Raw genomic sequence first — 14,843 nt, 5'->3', positions numbered from 1 at the left:
GCAATTTTGCCGTTGGTTTTTCAACAATAATGGAAGGCATTAGTTAAGTGTGATTATAACTAAAAAGAATCATTGATTTCATTGTTTTGAAAAGTTGTTTTTCAGCACAATAAAAGGAATTCCTCCTTCTATCCATCCATTCATTAAATCATCATTTTTAGGAATAACTTCGAACACCAAGGATCCTAAAAAAAGATCTAAGTCTCCATCTTGATCGATATCTCCTTTTTCCATCACAATCCATCGTCCTAACGAATGATTGTCAAATGTTGAAGCTGAAAATTGATTTTGCCCCTTATTTTCGAGGTAGACAAAGCTCTCATTCGGTGAATTCACATAGTCAGGAAAGAAAGAAATTGCTGCAATATCCCAATCACCATCTTGATCAAAATCAGCAGGGATTGCGCGATAAGCTCCGTTTAATTGGAAAAAATATTCCTGTTTAAATTGATTGTTGCCATCATTAACATAAATATAAATACCATGATAGGGTTTCATTATTGGGTCGAAGTCTGCGTTATCACCAGCGGTATAAATTATATCAATAAATCCGTCATTGTTATAATCAAACAGGTCGAATGAACTAGATCCGTTTGACGGACTAAATTGTAAAACTTGGTCACGGTTAAAGTTTCCTCTTCCATCGTTATAAAAAATTGAAACACCTTCATTACCTTGACCAAAAAGTGCGATAATATCCAGTGTTCCATTCCCATCAAAATCACGAATTTCACTTTTCAAGGCTCCTGTTTGATTTAGCAGGGTCGTTTTGGTAAAATTATCATTGCCATCATTTATCCATAAGCTCAGTTCCCCTGTCCATTTTCCAAATTCGCAAATGACAATGTCCGTAGCGCCATCCCCATTAAAATCTGCGTAAGAACTATGCACGGGGCGGCATAAATTTTTAATCGGAACACGAGCCATTGCCCCTCCTTTTTTTGGAATCGTTAATAAAAAACCTAATGGGTTATCGGTAGGCGAAAATGAGCCCATAATTGTGAGCCAAATATTTTTTTCATCCGTGTATAAACTCACAGCACCTTCTTTAACGTTTCCTGATTTTATTAAGGAATATTCTTTATCAAATTCTAAAAAAGTTTGACTAATTGCATCCCCAACATAGAGGGTTTGATCATTTGAAAAATGAATCATTGTAGCGCTTGGTGGAGAGACCTTAAATGAAGGGATTTCTGGAGTGAATTGAGTTAGGTTTTCTGGAATTGTTTTAGCTATTGCTGGAGCTAATTTTTCTGGGGAATTTGTCAAGTAATAGGATTTTATTCTTTCCCAATCTTTTTCGTTGATTAGCGGTTGTTTTGGGAAAATATTGGCGTTGTTAACGCGTTGACCTGCAATTCCCGGTTCTAATAATGAATCTCTGTAGGTAGAATCTGGATAAATTCCTAACATATAACCCATTCTTGGTATAACATGGTTTTTCCAACTTTTTTTATCCAATAGTTCTGGCGAAGGATATTGGTGACACATTGTGCAATATCGTTGACTTAATTCAAAATTGATTTCCTCCTGTGTCAGCTGCTCGGTATTATCGTAATCTTCGTTTTTGTTGTTACATGCCAACAAAACAATGCCTATTGCGATTATCAATAATAATTCAGAAAAGTTTCTCATAATTGGCAAATGTCGTTGTTTAATATTTTGCCTGAGTATTATGAATTTTATCTTATTGTTACCAACTGTTACAATTTAACTCGAGAAAACTTGATTTTGGTGCGAATAAGGTGTACTTTTACATCAAACATTAGTTATGTCACGACAAAGTATCTCATTTACCAAGCCTAATGATGAATGGCTAAAAGCTCAAGTGGAATCACAAGAATACTCTAGTAAGAGCGAATTAGTAAATGATCTTATTCGTCAAGCTCGCAATCAGCAAGCAAAAATTGATTGGTTAGCTGTAAAACTGGAAAAAGCGGAAAAAAGTGGCTTCACCAATGATTCTAAAGAACAAATTCTTGCGGAATCAAAAAAGCGACTAAATGGCTAAATATCTGCTTAGTGAATCTGCAAAAGAAGACTTGATTAGAATTCACCAGTATGGAACCAAGAAGTTTGGTGTAAAGCAGGCGGACAAATACTTCAATGATTTTTTTGACTGCTTCGATTCCATAGCTAAAAACCCTTTCGCTTTTGAATCTGTGGACTACATCAGAAAAGGCTATAGAAGATGTGTTTTCGGAGTAGATTCAGTGTTCTTCCGACTAGAAAATGAAGTGGTTCAAATAATTGTTATTGTCGGAAGGCAAGACCTTGACGAATTGAAAAACAGTTGGTAACATAATACCTAAAAATCACGTTCGCCCTTTTTTGCCAACGCACTTGTGCCCATTGTGTGTTCAGGGTTTTGGTTTTGCCATCACGGCGGACGCTCCCACAGTCCGGGATTTGGCCCACACACCTCGCGACGCCAATTGAAAAAATTGGTTATTTTCAGGCAAACGTTAAGAAGAGTATTGAAGTCATTGTTGATAAATCAAGGCTTAATTATAGGTGTTTCTATGTTTTGTTTATTGACTTCCTTGCGTTCTTAATTTCATTTAGCAGGTTTAATCCTTCAGTATTGATTCTTTTAAAGGTATTTGTTGTTTTACGGTTATTTGCATCATAAAATTCAAAAAACACCACTGATTTTTCAACTCGTATCTCTATGATTTTTGAGAATGGAATTTTAAAATGGCTTCCAAATTCGGGTATGATATAATGATAAGCACTATAGACTAATAGCGGCAGTCCGACTAGGAGAACTAACTTTAAATTACCGGACAAAATATTCTCAAGTAGGGCGTAAAAAACCACACTAAATAAAAAAACGAGATAAATACCTATTTTCAATTTAGTTTTAAGGTCTGTAAATCGATACGGTTTGTAATTTTTCTCATGGAGTTCAGTTACTTCAGACCAATTTCCAGATTTTGTTATGTAGATATTTTCAGCGTCAATATTTATATAGCCGTATTTATGTTGAAACCACGCTTTCATGAATTAATGATTTGCTGATTGAATGCTGTAAAATAAGTTGAATATATTGATTTGGTTTAAATTAACTAACTATCAAACTGTTTGTTTTTAAAAGGGAGTTCTAAATTTCTATGAAGAAGAGAAGATACAAGATTGAGAATGGTGTTGAAAATAGCAGTTTTATGGAAAGAATAAATACTAGTTTTTTGTATCGCACAGAAATGCAATGTATTTTTGATTTTACAACAACAAATTAGGTTTGGAAGAACTATTTCATCACATACAACGCTATATTTCTATTTCGCGCGAGGAGTTTTTGGAAATTGAGCATTATTTTGACGTTATTAAGCTGAGTAAAAAAGATCATCTTCAGCAGTATAAGAACAGTTCTGAGTATCTTTTTTTTGTAGTTAGCGGGTGTTTACACATGTATTTTATAAATGAAAAGGGAGATAATCAAACCGTTCAGTTTGCAATTGAAAATTGGTGGATGAATGACCCTTTGAGTTTTTATCACAGTCATAAAACGGAATTTTATTTTCAGGCAATTGAAGGATGTACTATTTTGGGTATTACTAAACAGAACCAAGAAAAATTATTGGCATTTAATCCTAAAATAGAACGTTATTTTAGAACCCTTTATCAAATTGCATATGGCGCAGCTCTTTATCGCATAAAGTATATTTATGAAGCCTCTAAGGCAGAACGTTATTTTCATTTTGTGCAATATTACCCGGAGTTTGCTCAACGAATACCTCAGTATTTAATAGCGTCGTACCTTGGGTTAAGTCCGGAATATGTGAGTGAAATTCGTTCGAAAAAGCTTTCTTAAACTAGCTTAAGAAAATTAAAGGCAGATGTTTTCACTTTTGTTATCACTAAAAATGAAAACAAAATGACAAATCGAATTAACATTTATCAAGTAAAACCTGCAGCCTATGAAGGTTTATTTCAATTGGAACAATTTCTAAATAATTCGCCATTAGATAAACGGCAAATATCACTCATCAAAATGAGAGCTTCTCAGATTAATGGATGTGCGTATTGCATTAATATGCATACACATGAGGCTCTGAAAAGTGGCGAAACTCATTTAAGATTATTGTTACTGAACGCATGGAAAGAATCAGAGTTATTTTCTGATGAAGAGGCAGTCTTGTTACAAATGACAGAAGAAATTACGATGATTAGTTTGGCCGGTTTGAGCGATGAAACATATAGCCGTGCTCAAAAGCTATTTGATGAAGAACATCTTATTGCAATTATTATGGCTATTACCACAATTAACGCTTGGAATAGAATCGCAATCAGTACAAATTTGAGGTTTGAGTAAAACAAGTTTTAGTGATGATTTAATCATTTACGAAAACAATCTTTTGAACACATACGGGTAAGAAGATCTTTCTTATTTAAGAATCAACCACTGGAACATAATGCTAATGTTTATCGTATAGAAAGATAAACATTAGTACACATGAAATATTTCGGATTTTTATATCTTATTGCAGCTGGTTTAGTAGGGTTTACGCAAGGTCTAAAACCAGGTTTTGATCGCAATGAGTATATAGAACAAATGTTAATATCAGTTCAGTCAGTGAAAGACAGCTCTTATGCATCAGAATTTGACCGTCCTAAATCTTTTGAAATGATTTATCAATCTGAGAATATAGGTTTAGACAATTCATGGGATCTTTGGTTGAATTCAGAAAATATTGCTTCTATAAGTTTAAGAGGAACTACAGAAAAACCTGAAAGTTGGTTAGAGAATTTTTATGCTGCTATGATTCCGGCTAAAGGAACCATAATAATAGAAGGCAATAAAGAATTTGAGTATGATTTATCAGCTGATCCAAAAGCAGCTGTGCATGTTGGTTGGGCTGTTGGATTAGCGTATTTAATTCGTGATATTCAGCCAAAAATTGACTCACTTTATGAAAAAGGAACTAAGGATTTTTTGATTACGGGACATAGCCAAGGTGGAGCGATTGCCTATTTATTAACTGCACATCTCCGACGGCAACAATTATTAGGAAATCTACCGAGTGACCTTAAGTTTAAGACGTATTGTAGTGCTGCTCCAAAACCCGGAAATTTATACTTTGCTTATACTTATGAGGCTATGACCCAAAACGGTTGGGGATTCAACGTAGTGAACAGTGCAGATTGGGTTCCAGAAGTCCCAATGTCAATTCAAACGTTGAATGATTTTAATACTGTAAATCCTTTTGTGAATGTTGATCAAATTATAAAAAAACAGAAATTGCCTGCACGTGTTGTGATGAAAAGAATTTATAAAAAGCTAGATAAGCCTACAAAAAAAGCACAGAAAAATTATGAGAAATATCTCGGGAAAATGGCCAACAAATTAGTTGCAAATAAATTAGAAGGGTTGAGTGTGCCAGATTATGTTGAAAGTAATAATTATGTCCGGACCGGAATTACAATTGTGTTAACTCCTGACCAAAACTATTATGATAAATTTCCGAATAATCCGGAAGCAATTTTCTCTCACCATTTCCACCATCCTTATTTGTACTTGGCTAGACGATTAGGTAAAGCATTTTACGAGTAATTTTACGTTGTTTTCGTCTTCTTTATGTAAAAGAGCTTAGACTTTTTCCGTAATGCGATAAACACAACGTTGACCCCCAGAAACAATATGTTTGATCCGTTCAACTTGATAGCTGTTGCCGATTAATTGCTTGAAGTTTTTGAGTTCGGCACGACAAAACCCTTGGCATGTGGTTGCAGCAGCACAAATAGGACAATGATTTTCGATAAGGTAGAACTCATCTTCTTGTTTTTCCCATTGGGCCATATAACCTTCTTGAGTCCGTAATTTCGCTAACATTTCTAGTTTAGACTCTAACGTGTCGCATGTTGCCAAATGTTTTTGATACCGATTGAAAGTTTCTTTTTCTTTGTCAGATATTAGCAATTCAAGCGCATTGTCACCTAATAGTCGTTTGACAGAATTTAATAATTCAACAGTAATTTGCGCATGAGCGTCAGGAAATTCTTGTTCACCTTTTTCAGTTAAATTATAAATTGTTTTTGGTCGACCAACTCCTTGACTAATGGCAGACTTTTCGATATATCCTAATTTGACAAGCTTGACCAAATGTAAACGAGCGCCTTCTTTCGTGACCCCTAATTTTTCGGACAATAAACCGGCAGTCACTTCATGCTCAGTTTTAATGAAGTGTAATATTTGCTGACGGATTTCTTTTTGCTTCAAAATACTTGTTTTATTATCCAATAACAAATTTACGAAATCTTTCTGTTAACAGCTTATAATATTGTTTTTATTACGCTTTACTAGCGTTTGGCATGATAGAAGTTGAAAAAGCAAAATCTAAATAAAACAAGTTTTTACTTGTTTTATTAAAAATTCTCGATTAATTTTGTTCTCAAATTAACACTATAAATAATTCAAATATGAAATATACACTACCAGCGCTACCTTATGCCGTTGATGCATTGGAGCCACATTTTGATAAAGAAACAATGACGATTCACCACCAAAAGCACCATCAAGGCTATGTGAATAATTTGAATAATGCATTGGAAGGTACTGCATTTGAGAATGAGTCATTAGAGGATATTTTAAAAGCAATTAGCAACCATGGAGTAGCTGTCCGTAACAACGGTGGTGGGCATTATAATCATTCATTGTTCTGGTCGATTTTATCGCCTAATCCAAAAAAGGAGCCAACAGGTAAGTTAGCTGCGGAAATCAATAATCAGTTTGGAAGTTTAGAATCTTTTAAAGCAGTTTTGAATAAAGCTGGAAGTTCCCGATTTGGATCCGGATGGGCCTGGTTATTTGTCAATTATAACGGTGCTATTGGAGTTACATCAACAGCGAATCAGGACAATCCATTAATGGACACTAACCCTACAAGTCAAGGATATCCAATTCTTGGAGTTGATGTATGGGAGCATGCATATTATTTAAAGTATCAAAACCGAAGACCAGATTATTTAGAAGCATTTTGGAATGTTTTAGATTGGGAGGCCGTAGAAAAACGATATGAAGAGGCTTTGGGAAAGATAGGCAAATAATAAATAATGATTAGTTCAAAAGAAGGAGTACAGGTCAGTGCTTCTTCTTTTATTTTAGAATCGAATGAATACACTAAATGTAAATACCAAACTTGCTAAAACAGGAATAGTCTCTATTGATTTAGCTGAAATTTTAAAGGGGAATGAATGGGAAGAGTTCGATTTTGCTAGTTTTTTATTTCAAGGGCTGGTAGTTAGAGAAAAAGAATTCAAATCGAAGGTTGCAAAATTCGATTGGAACCAATTTAAAAATAAAAAACTCGCCCTTTTTTGTTCGACTGACGCAATAATTCCTTCATGGGTGTATATGTTTATGACTTGTGAATTAAATGGTGTTGTAAAAGAACTTTCTTTTGCTCGTAAACATGATTCCATAATAAAAGACTGGGAAAACCAATTGCAAAAACTTAATTTTGACGCTTATAAAGATAAGAAGGTTGTTATCATCGCTCGACCAGGAATACCGCCAGCAATTTATTTGCAAATTAGCAAAACACTACAACCGATTGTAAAAACGCTAATGTATGGAGAGGTTGGTTTACCGAAAGTAATTTGGAAAAGAAAATGAAGGTTTTAATTTTTAATGGTTCACCAGAGTACAGTTCAAAGTCAGCTTCTGGTAAGGTAAGTGGTTTTATAACAGCAGCATTAGCTGCAAAAAATGTTGAAGTTATTCAATTTAATATTGGAGATGCAGACATTCCATTATTTGAATTAAACCCGGCGGAAATTCCCCAATCAGTTAATGAAATGAACCATTTATTTCGGAGTTCAGATCTACAATTATGGTTAACGCCTTTGTATCATGGGAGCATGACAGGGGTGATGAAAAACTGTTTAGATTGGCTTGAATACGGAAATGATTTGCCTAACACTTATTTAGAAGGAAGTTTAGTTGGATTTGTTTGCTGGGCAGGTGGAATGCACGGGGTAAACGGTATTAATGCAATGGATCAAGTGGCTAAAGCCCTTCGTGCTTGGACGCTCCCTTTCAGCGTTCCCATGCAATATGCAGATCTATTTGATGAAAGAGGCGAATTAAATGGGCACTACAAAACAAAACTCGGTTTGTTAGTTGATTTATTGATTAAAGAGAAGCATTAATTTATTCAATTGAACGAAGAATTAGTGCATCCGTCAAATAAAAAAAGGAAGTCGAATTTTCGACTCCCCTTATTATGAAAAAAATAGGTTACTTTTTGATTAACCTATTGTGGCTTACCTTCTAGTTAATAATATATTGCTTACCACACCAATCTTCAGGAGTAAACAAAAATTTAACTGGTTCTCTATTACTATCATTAGATAAAAACAAATAAATATCAGCTAAATTACATTCAATTGTTATTTCATCACCTGGTTTTAATTTGCTATTTGGAATAGAACCCGGACCATCAAACCCAATAAAAACGGTATTAGCTTTGTTGTTTTTTACACGTACAACATTGGTAATTCGTTGTTCTTTAAGAATTTCATAACTATCAGAAATATCTTGATTTGCCCACCCTTTTTCAAGCTTAAATCTATCGTAATACTCCTGGTTTTTAGCTTTATATTCGGGTGTTTTAGCGGATAATATTTCTTTTTGACTATTGATGTAATCATTTACAATTTTATCGTGGTCAATTTGCGCCAACTCCTTGATCTTTTTTTCCTTGGCAATCATTCCTTTGACCCCTTTGTAATTGTCTTTTGAAAAAATTTGATGCGCTTTCCATGAATGATTTTGTTCTTCTTCAATCACATAAAGTAAATCATCAATTATAAGGATTGATTTATTATAATAATTACCTCCTTGACTTGTAAAATTTAGAAAGTAGATCATTTTATCATCTCCCCAATCTGTTCCTTTCGTCAAAAAAATTGGATAGGGCTGTTGTTCTGGTACGGCATAATAATTAGCCGTGCGATATTGACTACTTATTTGCGCATACCACATATAAGGATCGTCAATTTCATGGAGAGATAATTTATAGTTTTCAGTTGAATTACAATTGTTTCCAAAACAAGTAAGTTCTGTATCACCCCATTCTTTAAGTTTAGATTTTTGGTCCTGAGCAATCAAAGCTGTTGATGTAGAAAGCATCAAGCCAACGATAAATTTTAAAATTATTTTCATTCTATTACAAATATGTTACGCTTACTTCAAATTTTAAGTCTTGTTCAGCAATATTCTGACTTTTAATAAAAGAATATGTAATTACTAATTCGTAAGAACGAAGCTATGTATAATCTTCACAACAGTTTTGAGAAGTTAAGGAAGTGTAAGTTCTTTTTAACAAATTGTTGAAGGAAACAGTACTATATTGAAGATTAAAGGTTTGGGTCAGTTTATCTTTTGCTGGACTGTTTTATAAGAGGTCAAAAATTTAAATAATTTTCTTCACCCATTTAAAGTATTTGAATGGTGCATATCTTACAGGAAGATCTAACCAAGTTGGTGTAGTAATGATACTTCGTCTATTACTAAATACTTCAAAACTTTCTTTCCCATGATATTTTCCCATTCCACTATTACCAACTCCTCCAAAAGGAAGATTATGGTTAACAATGTGCATTAATGTGTCATTGATACAAGCTCCTCCAGAGGATGTTTTTTTGAGTACATTTTTAGCTTGATTATTGGTTCCGAAGTAATAAAATGCCAAGGGTTTTTCATGCGAATTAACATAATCAGTCACTTGATTAATCTTACTAAAAGTGAGCACGGGTAATATGGGACCAAAGATTTCTTCTTGCATGATTGGATGTTCAGGAAGAACATTATCAATAATGGTTGGAGCAATATATTTTTGTTTCTCATCAATTTCTCCACCCGTGTGAATTTTACCTTCATTCATAAGTTTGCTTAAACGGTCAACTGCTCTATTATTCACAATTCTTGGATAAAAGCGACTGTTTTTTACATCATTTCCATACATTTCTACGAAATTTTTGGCAATTTCATCCAATAATTCATCTTTGATGTCTTGATGCGCAAACAGATAATCTGGCGCAATGCACGTTTGCCCAGCATTGATTAATTTTCCCCACGCAATTCGTTTAGCTGCTACTTTTATATTGGCATCGGCGTCAACAATGCACGGACTTTTCCCTCCTAATTCTAGGACTACAGGAGTTAATTTTTTTGAAGCGGCTTCCATCACAACTTTTCCTACTCTTGGACTTCCGGTAAAGAAGATAATATCAAAAGCTTCATGAAATAATATTGTATTTGTTTCTTTTCCGCCTTGTACAACGGCAATGTAAGAATCTTCAAAAGTTTTTTCTATGATTTTTTCGATAACCCTCGCTACGTTTGGTGTGTCAGGCGAAGGTTTAATGATACTTGTACAGCCTGCGGAAATTGAGCCTATTAATGGATTGATTAACAATTGAAAAGGATAGTTCCATGGGGCAAGTATTAATGCTGTTCCTAGCGGTTCATGAATAATTTTACTGCTCGACGGAAATAAATGAATCGGTGTTTTAACTCGAGTTGGGCGAGCCCATTTTTTGAGTCGTTTTAGGTGATAATCAATTTCACCTGTTACCAAACTAATTTCCGTTAAATAAGCTTCCTCAGGCGATTTATGTAAATCGTTCCACAAGGCTTCTTCGATTAAATTTTGATTGGATAAAACCATCTTTTTTAATTTTTTCAGCTGAGCAATTCGAAAAGGAATAGACTTGGTTTGATCCGATGAAAAAAAAGATTTTTGTTTCTGTAATAAGGTATCAATCGTGTGCTTGGAAGTTTCTTGCATGATGTTATTTTTTATGTCCTGTGAAGGTTGTCATTGTCTTATATATTCCCAAAACTTGTCCGACAAACCAATCGAAGAAATGTATAGGGAATAACGCTTGAGCTATGCGAGTTGTTCGGTAGATATAGCCAGGAAGCGAAAGAATTTTTCGATTTTTTTCAATGGCTTTAATAATGGAAAGTGCGGCTGATTCAGGTTTTAAGATAGGAATTTTAGATTGTACACCGCTAAACATCCCCGTGTCTATATAATAAGGTAATATTGTGGTTACTTTTATGTTTTTTTTGAGTTGCTTCATCTCTAACCTTAGACTATCAGACCATCCAAATACGGCCCATTTACTGGCTGCGTATACCGCCATTTTAGGATTAGAAACCAAACTCGCCGAAGAAGCAATATTACAAATATGACCCTCGTTTCGTTCCATCATTCCTTCTAAAAATGTTAACGATAGATTCATCGGTGCAATGGTATTTATCGCTATTGTTTTCTCTATATCGCTTGAACTGTGTTGATGAAAATATTCACCAACTACAATACCGGCGTTATTGATCAAGAGGTCGACTTGTAATCCTTTATTAGATAACTCTTTTGAGGTGTCTTCAATTTGTGATTTATTAGAGACATCAACACAGTTTCCGCTTATTTGACCATGTGTAGAAAGTTCGTTAACGGTCTCATTTATTTTCTGATTATCGATATCCCAAATAATCACTTTCATTCCCTTTTTTAAGAGTAATCTGGCCATTATTTTACCAATGCCTGATGCACCTCCAGTGATTAAAGCTGTTTTGTCTTTTAAGTTTTTCATTTGGTTTTAATGAACTTAAATACGAAATTACTTGTGATTCAAAGTAAGGACAATAACAAATGTTAATGATTTAAGCGGATTGATTTTTTAGTCGACTAAGATGTACCGGACTAATGTTTAAGAATGAGGCGATATAATGTTGAGGTACGCGCTGTAATAAGTTAGGATAGGCTTTATTAAGCTGATTGTAACGATCCATGGGGGACTGGGTGTAAATAGCATGTATTTTACTACTGAATAAGAAAAAGTATTCCTCGGCTAGTAACCTCCCAAGTTTTTCCCCGTTTTTCAGAATCTCATAACCTCGATGTAACATTTCAAAAGGCATTAAAATCAATTCTGAATCTTCGAGTGTTTGAATAGAATAATTAGACGGTTTTTTCTTCAAAAAGCTTTCATAGTCGGCTGAAAAGGTGTTTTCCATCGAAAAATGAAACGTTTTTTCTTCACCATTAGCATCTACAAAGAACACACGTAAAAGACCTTTTCTAACAAAAAAAACGGTATTACAGATGCGACCTTGCTGAAGAATTAGTTCTTTCTTTTTCACAGATTTTAAGCTAAAATCTTGCGCATAATCGGCCCACTCTAAATCGTCTACATCAATGTAATTTGAAATTGCCTTTTTGATTTGATCGATAGGATCATTCATGTTTCATCCGCTTGAATTATTCAAAAATAAGGATAAAATATTGAATAATTTATTCAATATCTCGACGTTAGAACTAATCAAGACATTTTAGTTCTGTAGCTGATTAAAGGTTGCACGGTTATAGTTCGTCTAAATTTTAAATAATTGATAGCATCGAATCGAAAGATGAATTCTTTCAGAAATGTGTGTGTATAAAATGATATTATGTGCTAGCGCAACAATAAAACATGTCCAAACAACTCTTTTTTTGCAGTTTCATCAACAGTGGTTATCACTCTCCAGGTATAAACGCCATCTTGGGCTAAAACTCCATTGTACGAACCATCCCAACCATTCGTGTTACTGGTTGATGTCCAAACGAGCTCACCCCATCGATTGTAAATATCAAATCGATCGACAATCCCATAATAATCGACAACTTGAAACAAATCATTGTTTCCATCTCCATTAGGAGTAAATGTATTTGGAATATAAATAATGTCTTGCGTTTCAAAATTGATCTTTTTAATAATACTATCGGAACAACCGTTTGAATTTGTCACGACTAACTTGATTACATCCCTTTCAATGGTTTCAAAAACCCAATCAAAAGAGTTATCATTGCTAATAAGTTCATCACGATAAAACCATTCCCATGTGAGAATACTTCCGGTAGAATTATCCGTTATATGAACTAATTCATCCAAGACTACAGCAGATGGTTCAAGCGTAAAGTCAGCATCTGGACTTTCCAGAACAGTGATAACAATAGGGTCTGGATCAACAAGAAAGCAGTTCTCCTCGGAAATGGCAGAGAGTTCTATTGTATATGTGCCAGGTTCGCTATAGGTGTAAATTGATGAAGGAGAGTTAACGATAGTTCCATCTCCCGTCTCCCAATTCCACATGGCAATATCTCCGCTTACCAATGCTTCTAATTTAACTTCAAGGGGACTGCAACCAATTGTGTCAATTACCAGCGATTCAATACTGGCATCACTGATTTCTATATTGATTGTGTCGGAAACAACAGCACAAGACCCGGCTTGTGTATTTACCCAATATGTTCCGGGTTCAGATGTATTTAGTGTTTCTCCTGTGCTGCCATCAGACCATTCAAACGTCGCTTCAACATCAATACTTAAGGACGGCGTTAACATCAATTCTTCGCCATCGCATAAAACAGTATCTGCTCCTAAATCTATCGAATACTCTGTGTTGGATTCGGGCGAATAATACCAAGGGAGTCCATAAATTGTAGTGACAGCACCTAAACTGACTGCATTTTGAATAAAATCGCATCCTAGCCCTATGGTTTCAGGAGAATTAATAACACCTAGAAAATTTCCTCCAAAAGGAAAGATATTGTAATTCACATAAATTTTATCATTTGGAGCGATTTGTAATTGACCAATCTCGCCATCAGATGTGAGTTCTCCAATAAACGTTCGAGTTGATGGAATGTCAGCAGCAAGCATATCATATTGAAATATTTTGCTCTCCGCAAACTGACCGATGTATAAAACGTTTCCGCTTCGAGAAAATTCAATACCATAAGACCGGTTTAAGCCTTCTTCAGTATATAGATTTGTTAATCCAGATGCAATTCCGGTACTTTTATCAAAATCAAATAAATCAACAACAGCCCAAAATTTTGGTCGGGTCATGACTACTTTTGTCCCGTCAGGATGAGGTCGCATAATTCCTAATGCTTCATAACCAGGTTCATAAACGATTCCCAAATCTGAATTAATAGGAACAGGATTAATTCCCTCACTAGTAAGTTCAAATGCCATCAACACACTATTAAAACTTTTACCATGAGTTAAAATCCAAGTATCGGTGCAATTGGCATGAGGAATAGCTGTTAACCATTCTCCAGCACTAGCGCTTAAAACAACGTTTTTTTCAGACGGAATGATATCTCCCAAGCCTCCATTAAGTGTCATGTCAACTTCTGAATAAACCAAGCCGTTTGGTGTTAATCCATCAAAACGAATGGCATCAGTTGATAAGATGAAATATCGATTTGGGTTATCTGGTCTAGGTAACACTATACATTGTGCGCTTGTGTTACCAAGTAAATCCGAACCATTAGGCATTACGGTATTTGTAGCGTCCCACACTTTTAATCCATTTGTATAGAATAAAACATTGCCTTCATTATCATTAACAGTGTAACAAGATTCAGTAGTTTCAATTTCGCTGCCAACGAATGTATCCGGATCTCCAGAACTAAAATTTAATCCTGCACCATTGCCAAAATGCCAGTTCATATGCTCTTCTTGAGCTGTTAAACATAAACAACTGAATATTATGATAACTGTCAAGAAAAATTGATAAATGTGGTAGTTTTTAACCATGTAGCGAAGGTTTTGTTAATCTCTTAACGTTAAGTGTTCGGTAAGCGTTTGATGTTTTTCAGTTTTGTTGATTCAAGGGTCGTTTTTATTGATTAATCGGCATTGTGTTTTGTTCAATCAAAAAGTCAGGTATATGAATTTGAATAAGTTATATCATAGTAGTGTTTTTGATTATCTTTTATAGACTCAAATTGATTAATAACCCTAAAATAAATGCTATAACTAGCTCTTTCGAATACTATATT

Annotated in this window: 17 protein-coding genes; 9 read left to right on the top strand and 8 right to left on the bottom strand. The window is 34.5% G+C overall.

The window, feature by feature from the left end:
- Positions 1 to 78 precede the first annotated feature (78 nt).
- Entirely contained in the window at positions 79 to 1,635 is a 1,557-nt protein-coding gene (locus A8143_RS11435; protein WP_070138193.1) for an FG-GAP repeat domain-containing protein, read from the bottom strand.
- Positions 1,636 to 1,771: 136 nt separating this feature from the next.
- Between A8143_RS11435 and A8143_RS11430 the strand changes: the two genes are divergently transcribed.
- Together A8143_RS11430 and A8143_RS11425 are read left to right on the top strand one after the other, a co-directional pair.
- Positions 1,772 to 2,011, top strand: a complete 240-nt coding sequence (locus A8143_RS11430) for a ribbon-helix-helix domain-containing protein (protein WP_070138192.1) — start codon at positions 1,772 to 1,774, stop codon at positions 2,009 to 2,011.
- Positions 2,004 to 2,300, top strand: a complete 297-nt coding sequence (locus A8143_RS11425) for a type II toxin-antitoxin system RelE/ParE family toxin (protein WP_070138191.1) — start codon at positions 2,004 to 2,006, stop codon at positions 2,298 to 2,300. The genes A8143_RS11430 and A8143_RS11425 overlap by 8 nt, the downstream gene beginning before the upstream one ends.
- Positions 2,301 to 2,520: 220 nt before the next feature.
- Here A8143_RS11425 and A8143_RS11420 read toward each other — a convergent pair whose 3' ends face one another.
- Entirely contained in the window at positions 2,521 to 3,003 is a 483-nt protein-coding gene (locus A8143_RS11420) for a hypothetical protein (RefSeq protein WP_070138190.1), read from the bottom strand.
- Positions 3,004 to 3,113: 110 nt separating this feature from the next.
- Between A8143_RS11420 and A8143_RS17320 the strand changes: the two genes are divergently transcribed.
- The 4 genes from A8143_RS17320 (at position 3,114) to A8143_RS11405 (ending at position 5,554) form a co-directional block, all read left to right on the top strand.
- Positions 3,114 to 3,239 carry a hypothetical protein gene (locus A8143_RS17320; protein WP_262485622.1) on the top strand — a complete coding sequence of 42 codons (126 nt, stop codon included), beginning with the start codon at positions 3,114 to 3,116 and terminating at the stop codon, positions 3,237 to 3,239.
- Between the two features lie 2 nt (positions 3,240 to 3,241).
- Positions 3,242 to 3,814 (top strand): Crp/Fnr family transcriptional regulator, encoded by a 573-nt coding sequence (locus A8143_RS11415; RefSeq protein ID WP_070138189.1) that lies wholly within the window; start codon positions 3,242 to 3,244, stop codon positions 3,812 to 3,814.
- A 63-nt stretch (positions 3,815 to 3,877) separates the two neighbouring features.
- Complete coding sequence (locus A8143_RS11410; RefSeq protein ID WP_070138188.1) at positions 3,878 to 4,315, top strand: carboxymuconolactone decarboxylase family protein; 438 nt, start codon at positions 3,878 to 3,880, stop codon at positions 4,313 to 4,315.
- A 141-nt stretch (positions 4,316 to 4,456) separates the two neighbouring features.
- Positions 4,457 to 5,554 (top strand): lipase family protein, encoded by a 1,098-nt coding sequence (locus A8143_RS11405; RefSeq protein ID WP_070138187.1) that lies wholly within the window; start codon positions 4,457 to 4,459, stop codon positions 5,552 to 5,554.
- Between the two features lie 36 nt (positions 5,555 to 5,590).
- Here A8143_RS11405 and A8143_RS11400 read toward each other — a convergent pair whose 3' ends face one another.
- Positions 5,591 to 6,220: a helix-turn-helix transcriptional regulator gene (locus tag A8143_RS11400; RefSeq protein WP_175437534.1), complete on the bottom strand. Its 630-nt coding sequence runs from the start codon at positions 6,218 to 6,220 to the stop codon at positions 5,591 to 5,593.
- A gap of 200 nt (positions 6,221 to 6,420) precedes the next feature.
- On the opposite strand from A8143_RS11400, the gene A8143_RS11395 reads away from it, so the two are divergent.
- The 3 genes from A8143_RS11395 to A8143_RS11385 all read left to right on the top strand — a co-directional run bounded on the left by A8143_RS11395 (position 6,421) and on the right by A8143_RS11385 (position 8,151).
- Positions 6,421 to 7,047, top strand: coding sequence for a superoxide dismutase (locus A8143_RS11395; RefSeq protein ID WP_070138185.1), 627 nt, complete (start codon positions 6,421 to 6,423; stop codon positions 7,045 to 7,047).
- Positions 7,048 to 7,111: 64 nt separating this feature from the next.
- Positions 7,112 to 7,615, top strand: coding sequence for a DUF2480 family protein (locus A8143_RS11390; RefSeq protein WP_070138184.1), 504 nt, complete (start codon positions 7,112 to 7,114; stop codon positions 7,613 to 7,615).
- On the top strand, positions 7,612 to 8,151 hold the full coding sequence (locus A8143_RS11385; protein ID WP_070138183.1) for an NADPH-dependent FMN reductase: 540 nt from the start codon (positions 7,612 to 7,614) through the stop codon (positions 8,149 to 8,151). Before A8143_RS11390 ends, A8143_RS11385 begins: the two co-directional genes overlap by 4 nt.
- A gap of 121 nt (positions 8,152 to 8,272) precedes the next feature.
- On the opposite strand, the gene A8143_RS11380 is transcribed toward A8143_RS11385, so the two are convergent.
- The 5 genes from A8143_RS11380 to A8143_RS11360 form a co-directional block, all read right to left on the bottom strand.
- Positions 8,273 to 9,166, bottom strand: a complete 894-nt coding sequence (locus A8143_RS11380; RefSeq protein WP_070138182.1) for a hypothetical protein — start codon at positions 9,164 to 9,166, stop codon at positions 8,273 to 8,275.
- Positions 9,167 to 9,416: 250 nt separating this feature from the next.
- Positions 9,417 to 10,793, bottom strand: a complete 1,377-nt coding sequence (locus A8143_RS11375; RefSeq protein WP_070138181.1) for an aldehyde dehydrogenase — start codon at positions 10,791 to 10,793, stop codon at positions 9,417 to 9,419.
- A 4-nt stretch (positions 10,794 to 10,797) separates the two neighbouring features.
- Entirely contained in the window at positions 10,798 to 11,604 is an 807-nt protein-coding gene (locus A8143_RS11370) for an SDR family oxidoreductase (RefSeq protein ID WP_070138180.1), read from the bottom strand.
- A 70-nt stretch (positions 11,605 to 11,674) separates the two neighbouring features.
- The gene (locus A8143_RS11365; protein ID WP_070138179.1) at positions 11,675 to 12,256 is read right to left on the bottom strand and encodes a Crp/Fnr family transcriptional regulator; all 582 of its coding nucleotides are present in this window, start codon (positions 12,254 to 12,256) and stop codon (positions 11,675 to 11,677) included.
- A gap of 209 nt (positions 12,257 to 12,465) precedes the next feature.
- Complete coding sequence (locus A8143_RS11360; protein ID WP_083261347.1) at positions 12,466 to 14,598, bottom strand: T9SS type B sorting domain-containing protein; 2,133 nt, start codon at positions 14,596 to 14,598, stop codon at positions 12,466 to 12,468.
- Between the last annotated feature and the right edge of the window lie 245 nt (positions 14,599 to 14,843).

Source organism: Crocinitomix algicola (assembly GCF_001661595.2).
Classification (GTDB): Bacteria; Bacteroidota; Bacteroidia; order Flavobacteriales_D; family Crocinitomicaceae; genus Crocinitomix; species Crocinitomix algicola.
This window is presented reverse-complemented; position numbering and strand designations above follow the sequence as displayed.

Excerpts from the sequence above, each read along its gene's own strand:
- A8143_RS11435 (WP_070138193.1), bottom strand. The coding sequence starts at position 1,635 with ATGAGAAACTTTTCTGAATTATTATTGATAATCGCAATAGGCATTGTT.
- A8143_RS11430 (WP_070138192.1), top strand. The coding sequence starts at position 1,772 with ATGTCACGACAAAGTATCTCATTTACCAAGCCTAATGATGAATGGCTA.
- A8143_RS11425 (WP_070138191.1), top strand. The coding sequence starts at position 2,004 with ATGGCTAAATATCTGCTTAGTGAATCTGCAAAAGAAGACTTGATTAGA.
- A8143_RS11420 (WP_070138190.1), bottom strand. The coding sequence starts at position 3,003 with ATGAAAGCGTGGTTTCAACATAAATACGGCTATATAAATATTGACGCT.
- A8143_RS17320 (WP_262485622.1), top strand. The coding sequence starts at position 3,114 with ATGAAGAAGAGAAGATACAAGATTGAGAATGGTGTTGAAAATAGCAGT.
- A8143_RS11410 (WP_070138188.1), top strand. The coding sequence starts at position 3,878 with ATGACAAATCGAATTAACATTTATCAAGTAAAACCTGCAGCCTATGAA.
- A8143_RS11405 (WP_070138187.1), top strand. The coding sequence starts at position 4,457 with ATGAAATATTTCGGATTTTTATATCTTATTGCAGCTGGTTTAGTAGGG.
- A8143_RS11395 (WP_070138185.1), top strand. The coding sequence starts at position 6,421 with ATGAAATATACACTACCAGCGCTACCTTATGCCGTTGATGCATTGGAG.
- A8143_RS11390 (WP_070138184.1), top strand. The coding sequence starts at position 7,112 with ATGAATACACTAAATGTAAATACCAAACTTGCTAAAACAGGAATAGTC.
- A8143_RS11385 (WP_070138183.1), top strand. The coding sequence starts at position 7,612 with ATGAAGGTTTTAATTTTTAATGGTTCACCAGAGTACAGTTCAAAGTCA.
- A8143_RS11380 (WP_070138182.1), bottom strand. The coding sequence starts at position 9,166 with ATGAAAATAATTTTAAAATTTATCGTTGGCTTGATGCTTTCTACATCA.
- A8143_RS11375 (WP_070138181.1), bottom strand. The coding sequence starts at position 10,793 with ATGCAAGAAACTTCCAAGCACACGATTGATACCTTATTACAGAAACAA.
- A8143_RS11370 (WP_070138180.1), bottom strand. The coding sequence starts at position 11,604 with ATGAAAAACTTAAAAGACAAAACAGCTTTAATCACTGGAGGTGCATCA.
- A8143_RS11365 (WP_070138179.1), bottom strand. The coding sequence starts at position 12,256 with ATGAATGATCCTATCGATCAAATCAAAAAGGCAATTTCAAATTACATT.
- A8143_RS11360 (WP_083261347.1), bottom strand. The coding sequence starts at position 14,598 with ATGGTTAAAAACTACCACATTTATCAATTTTTCTTGACAGTTATCATA.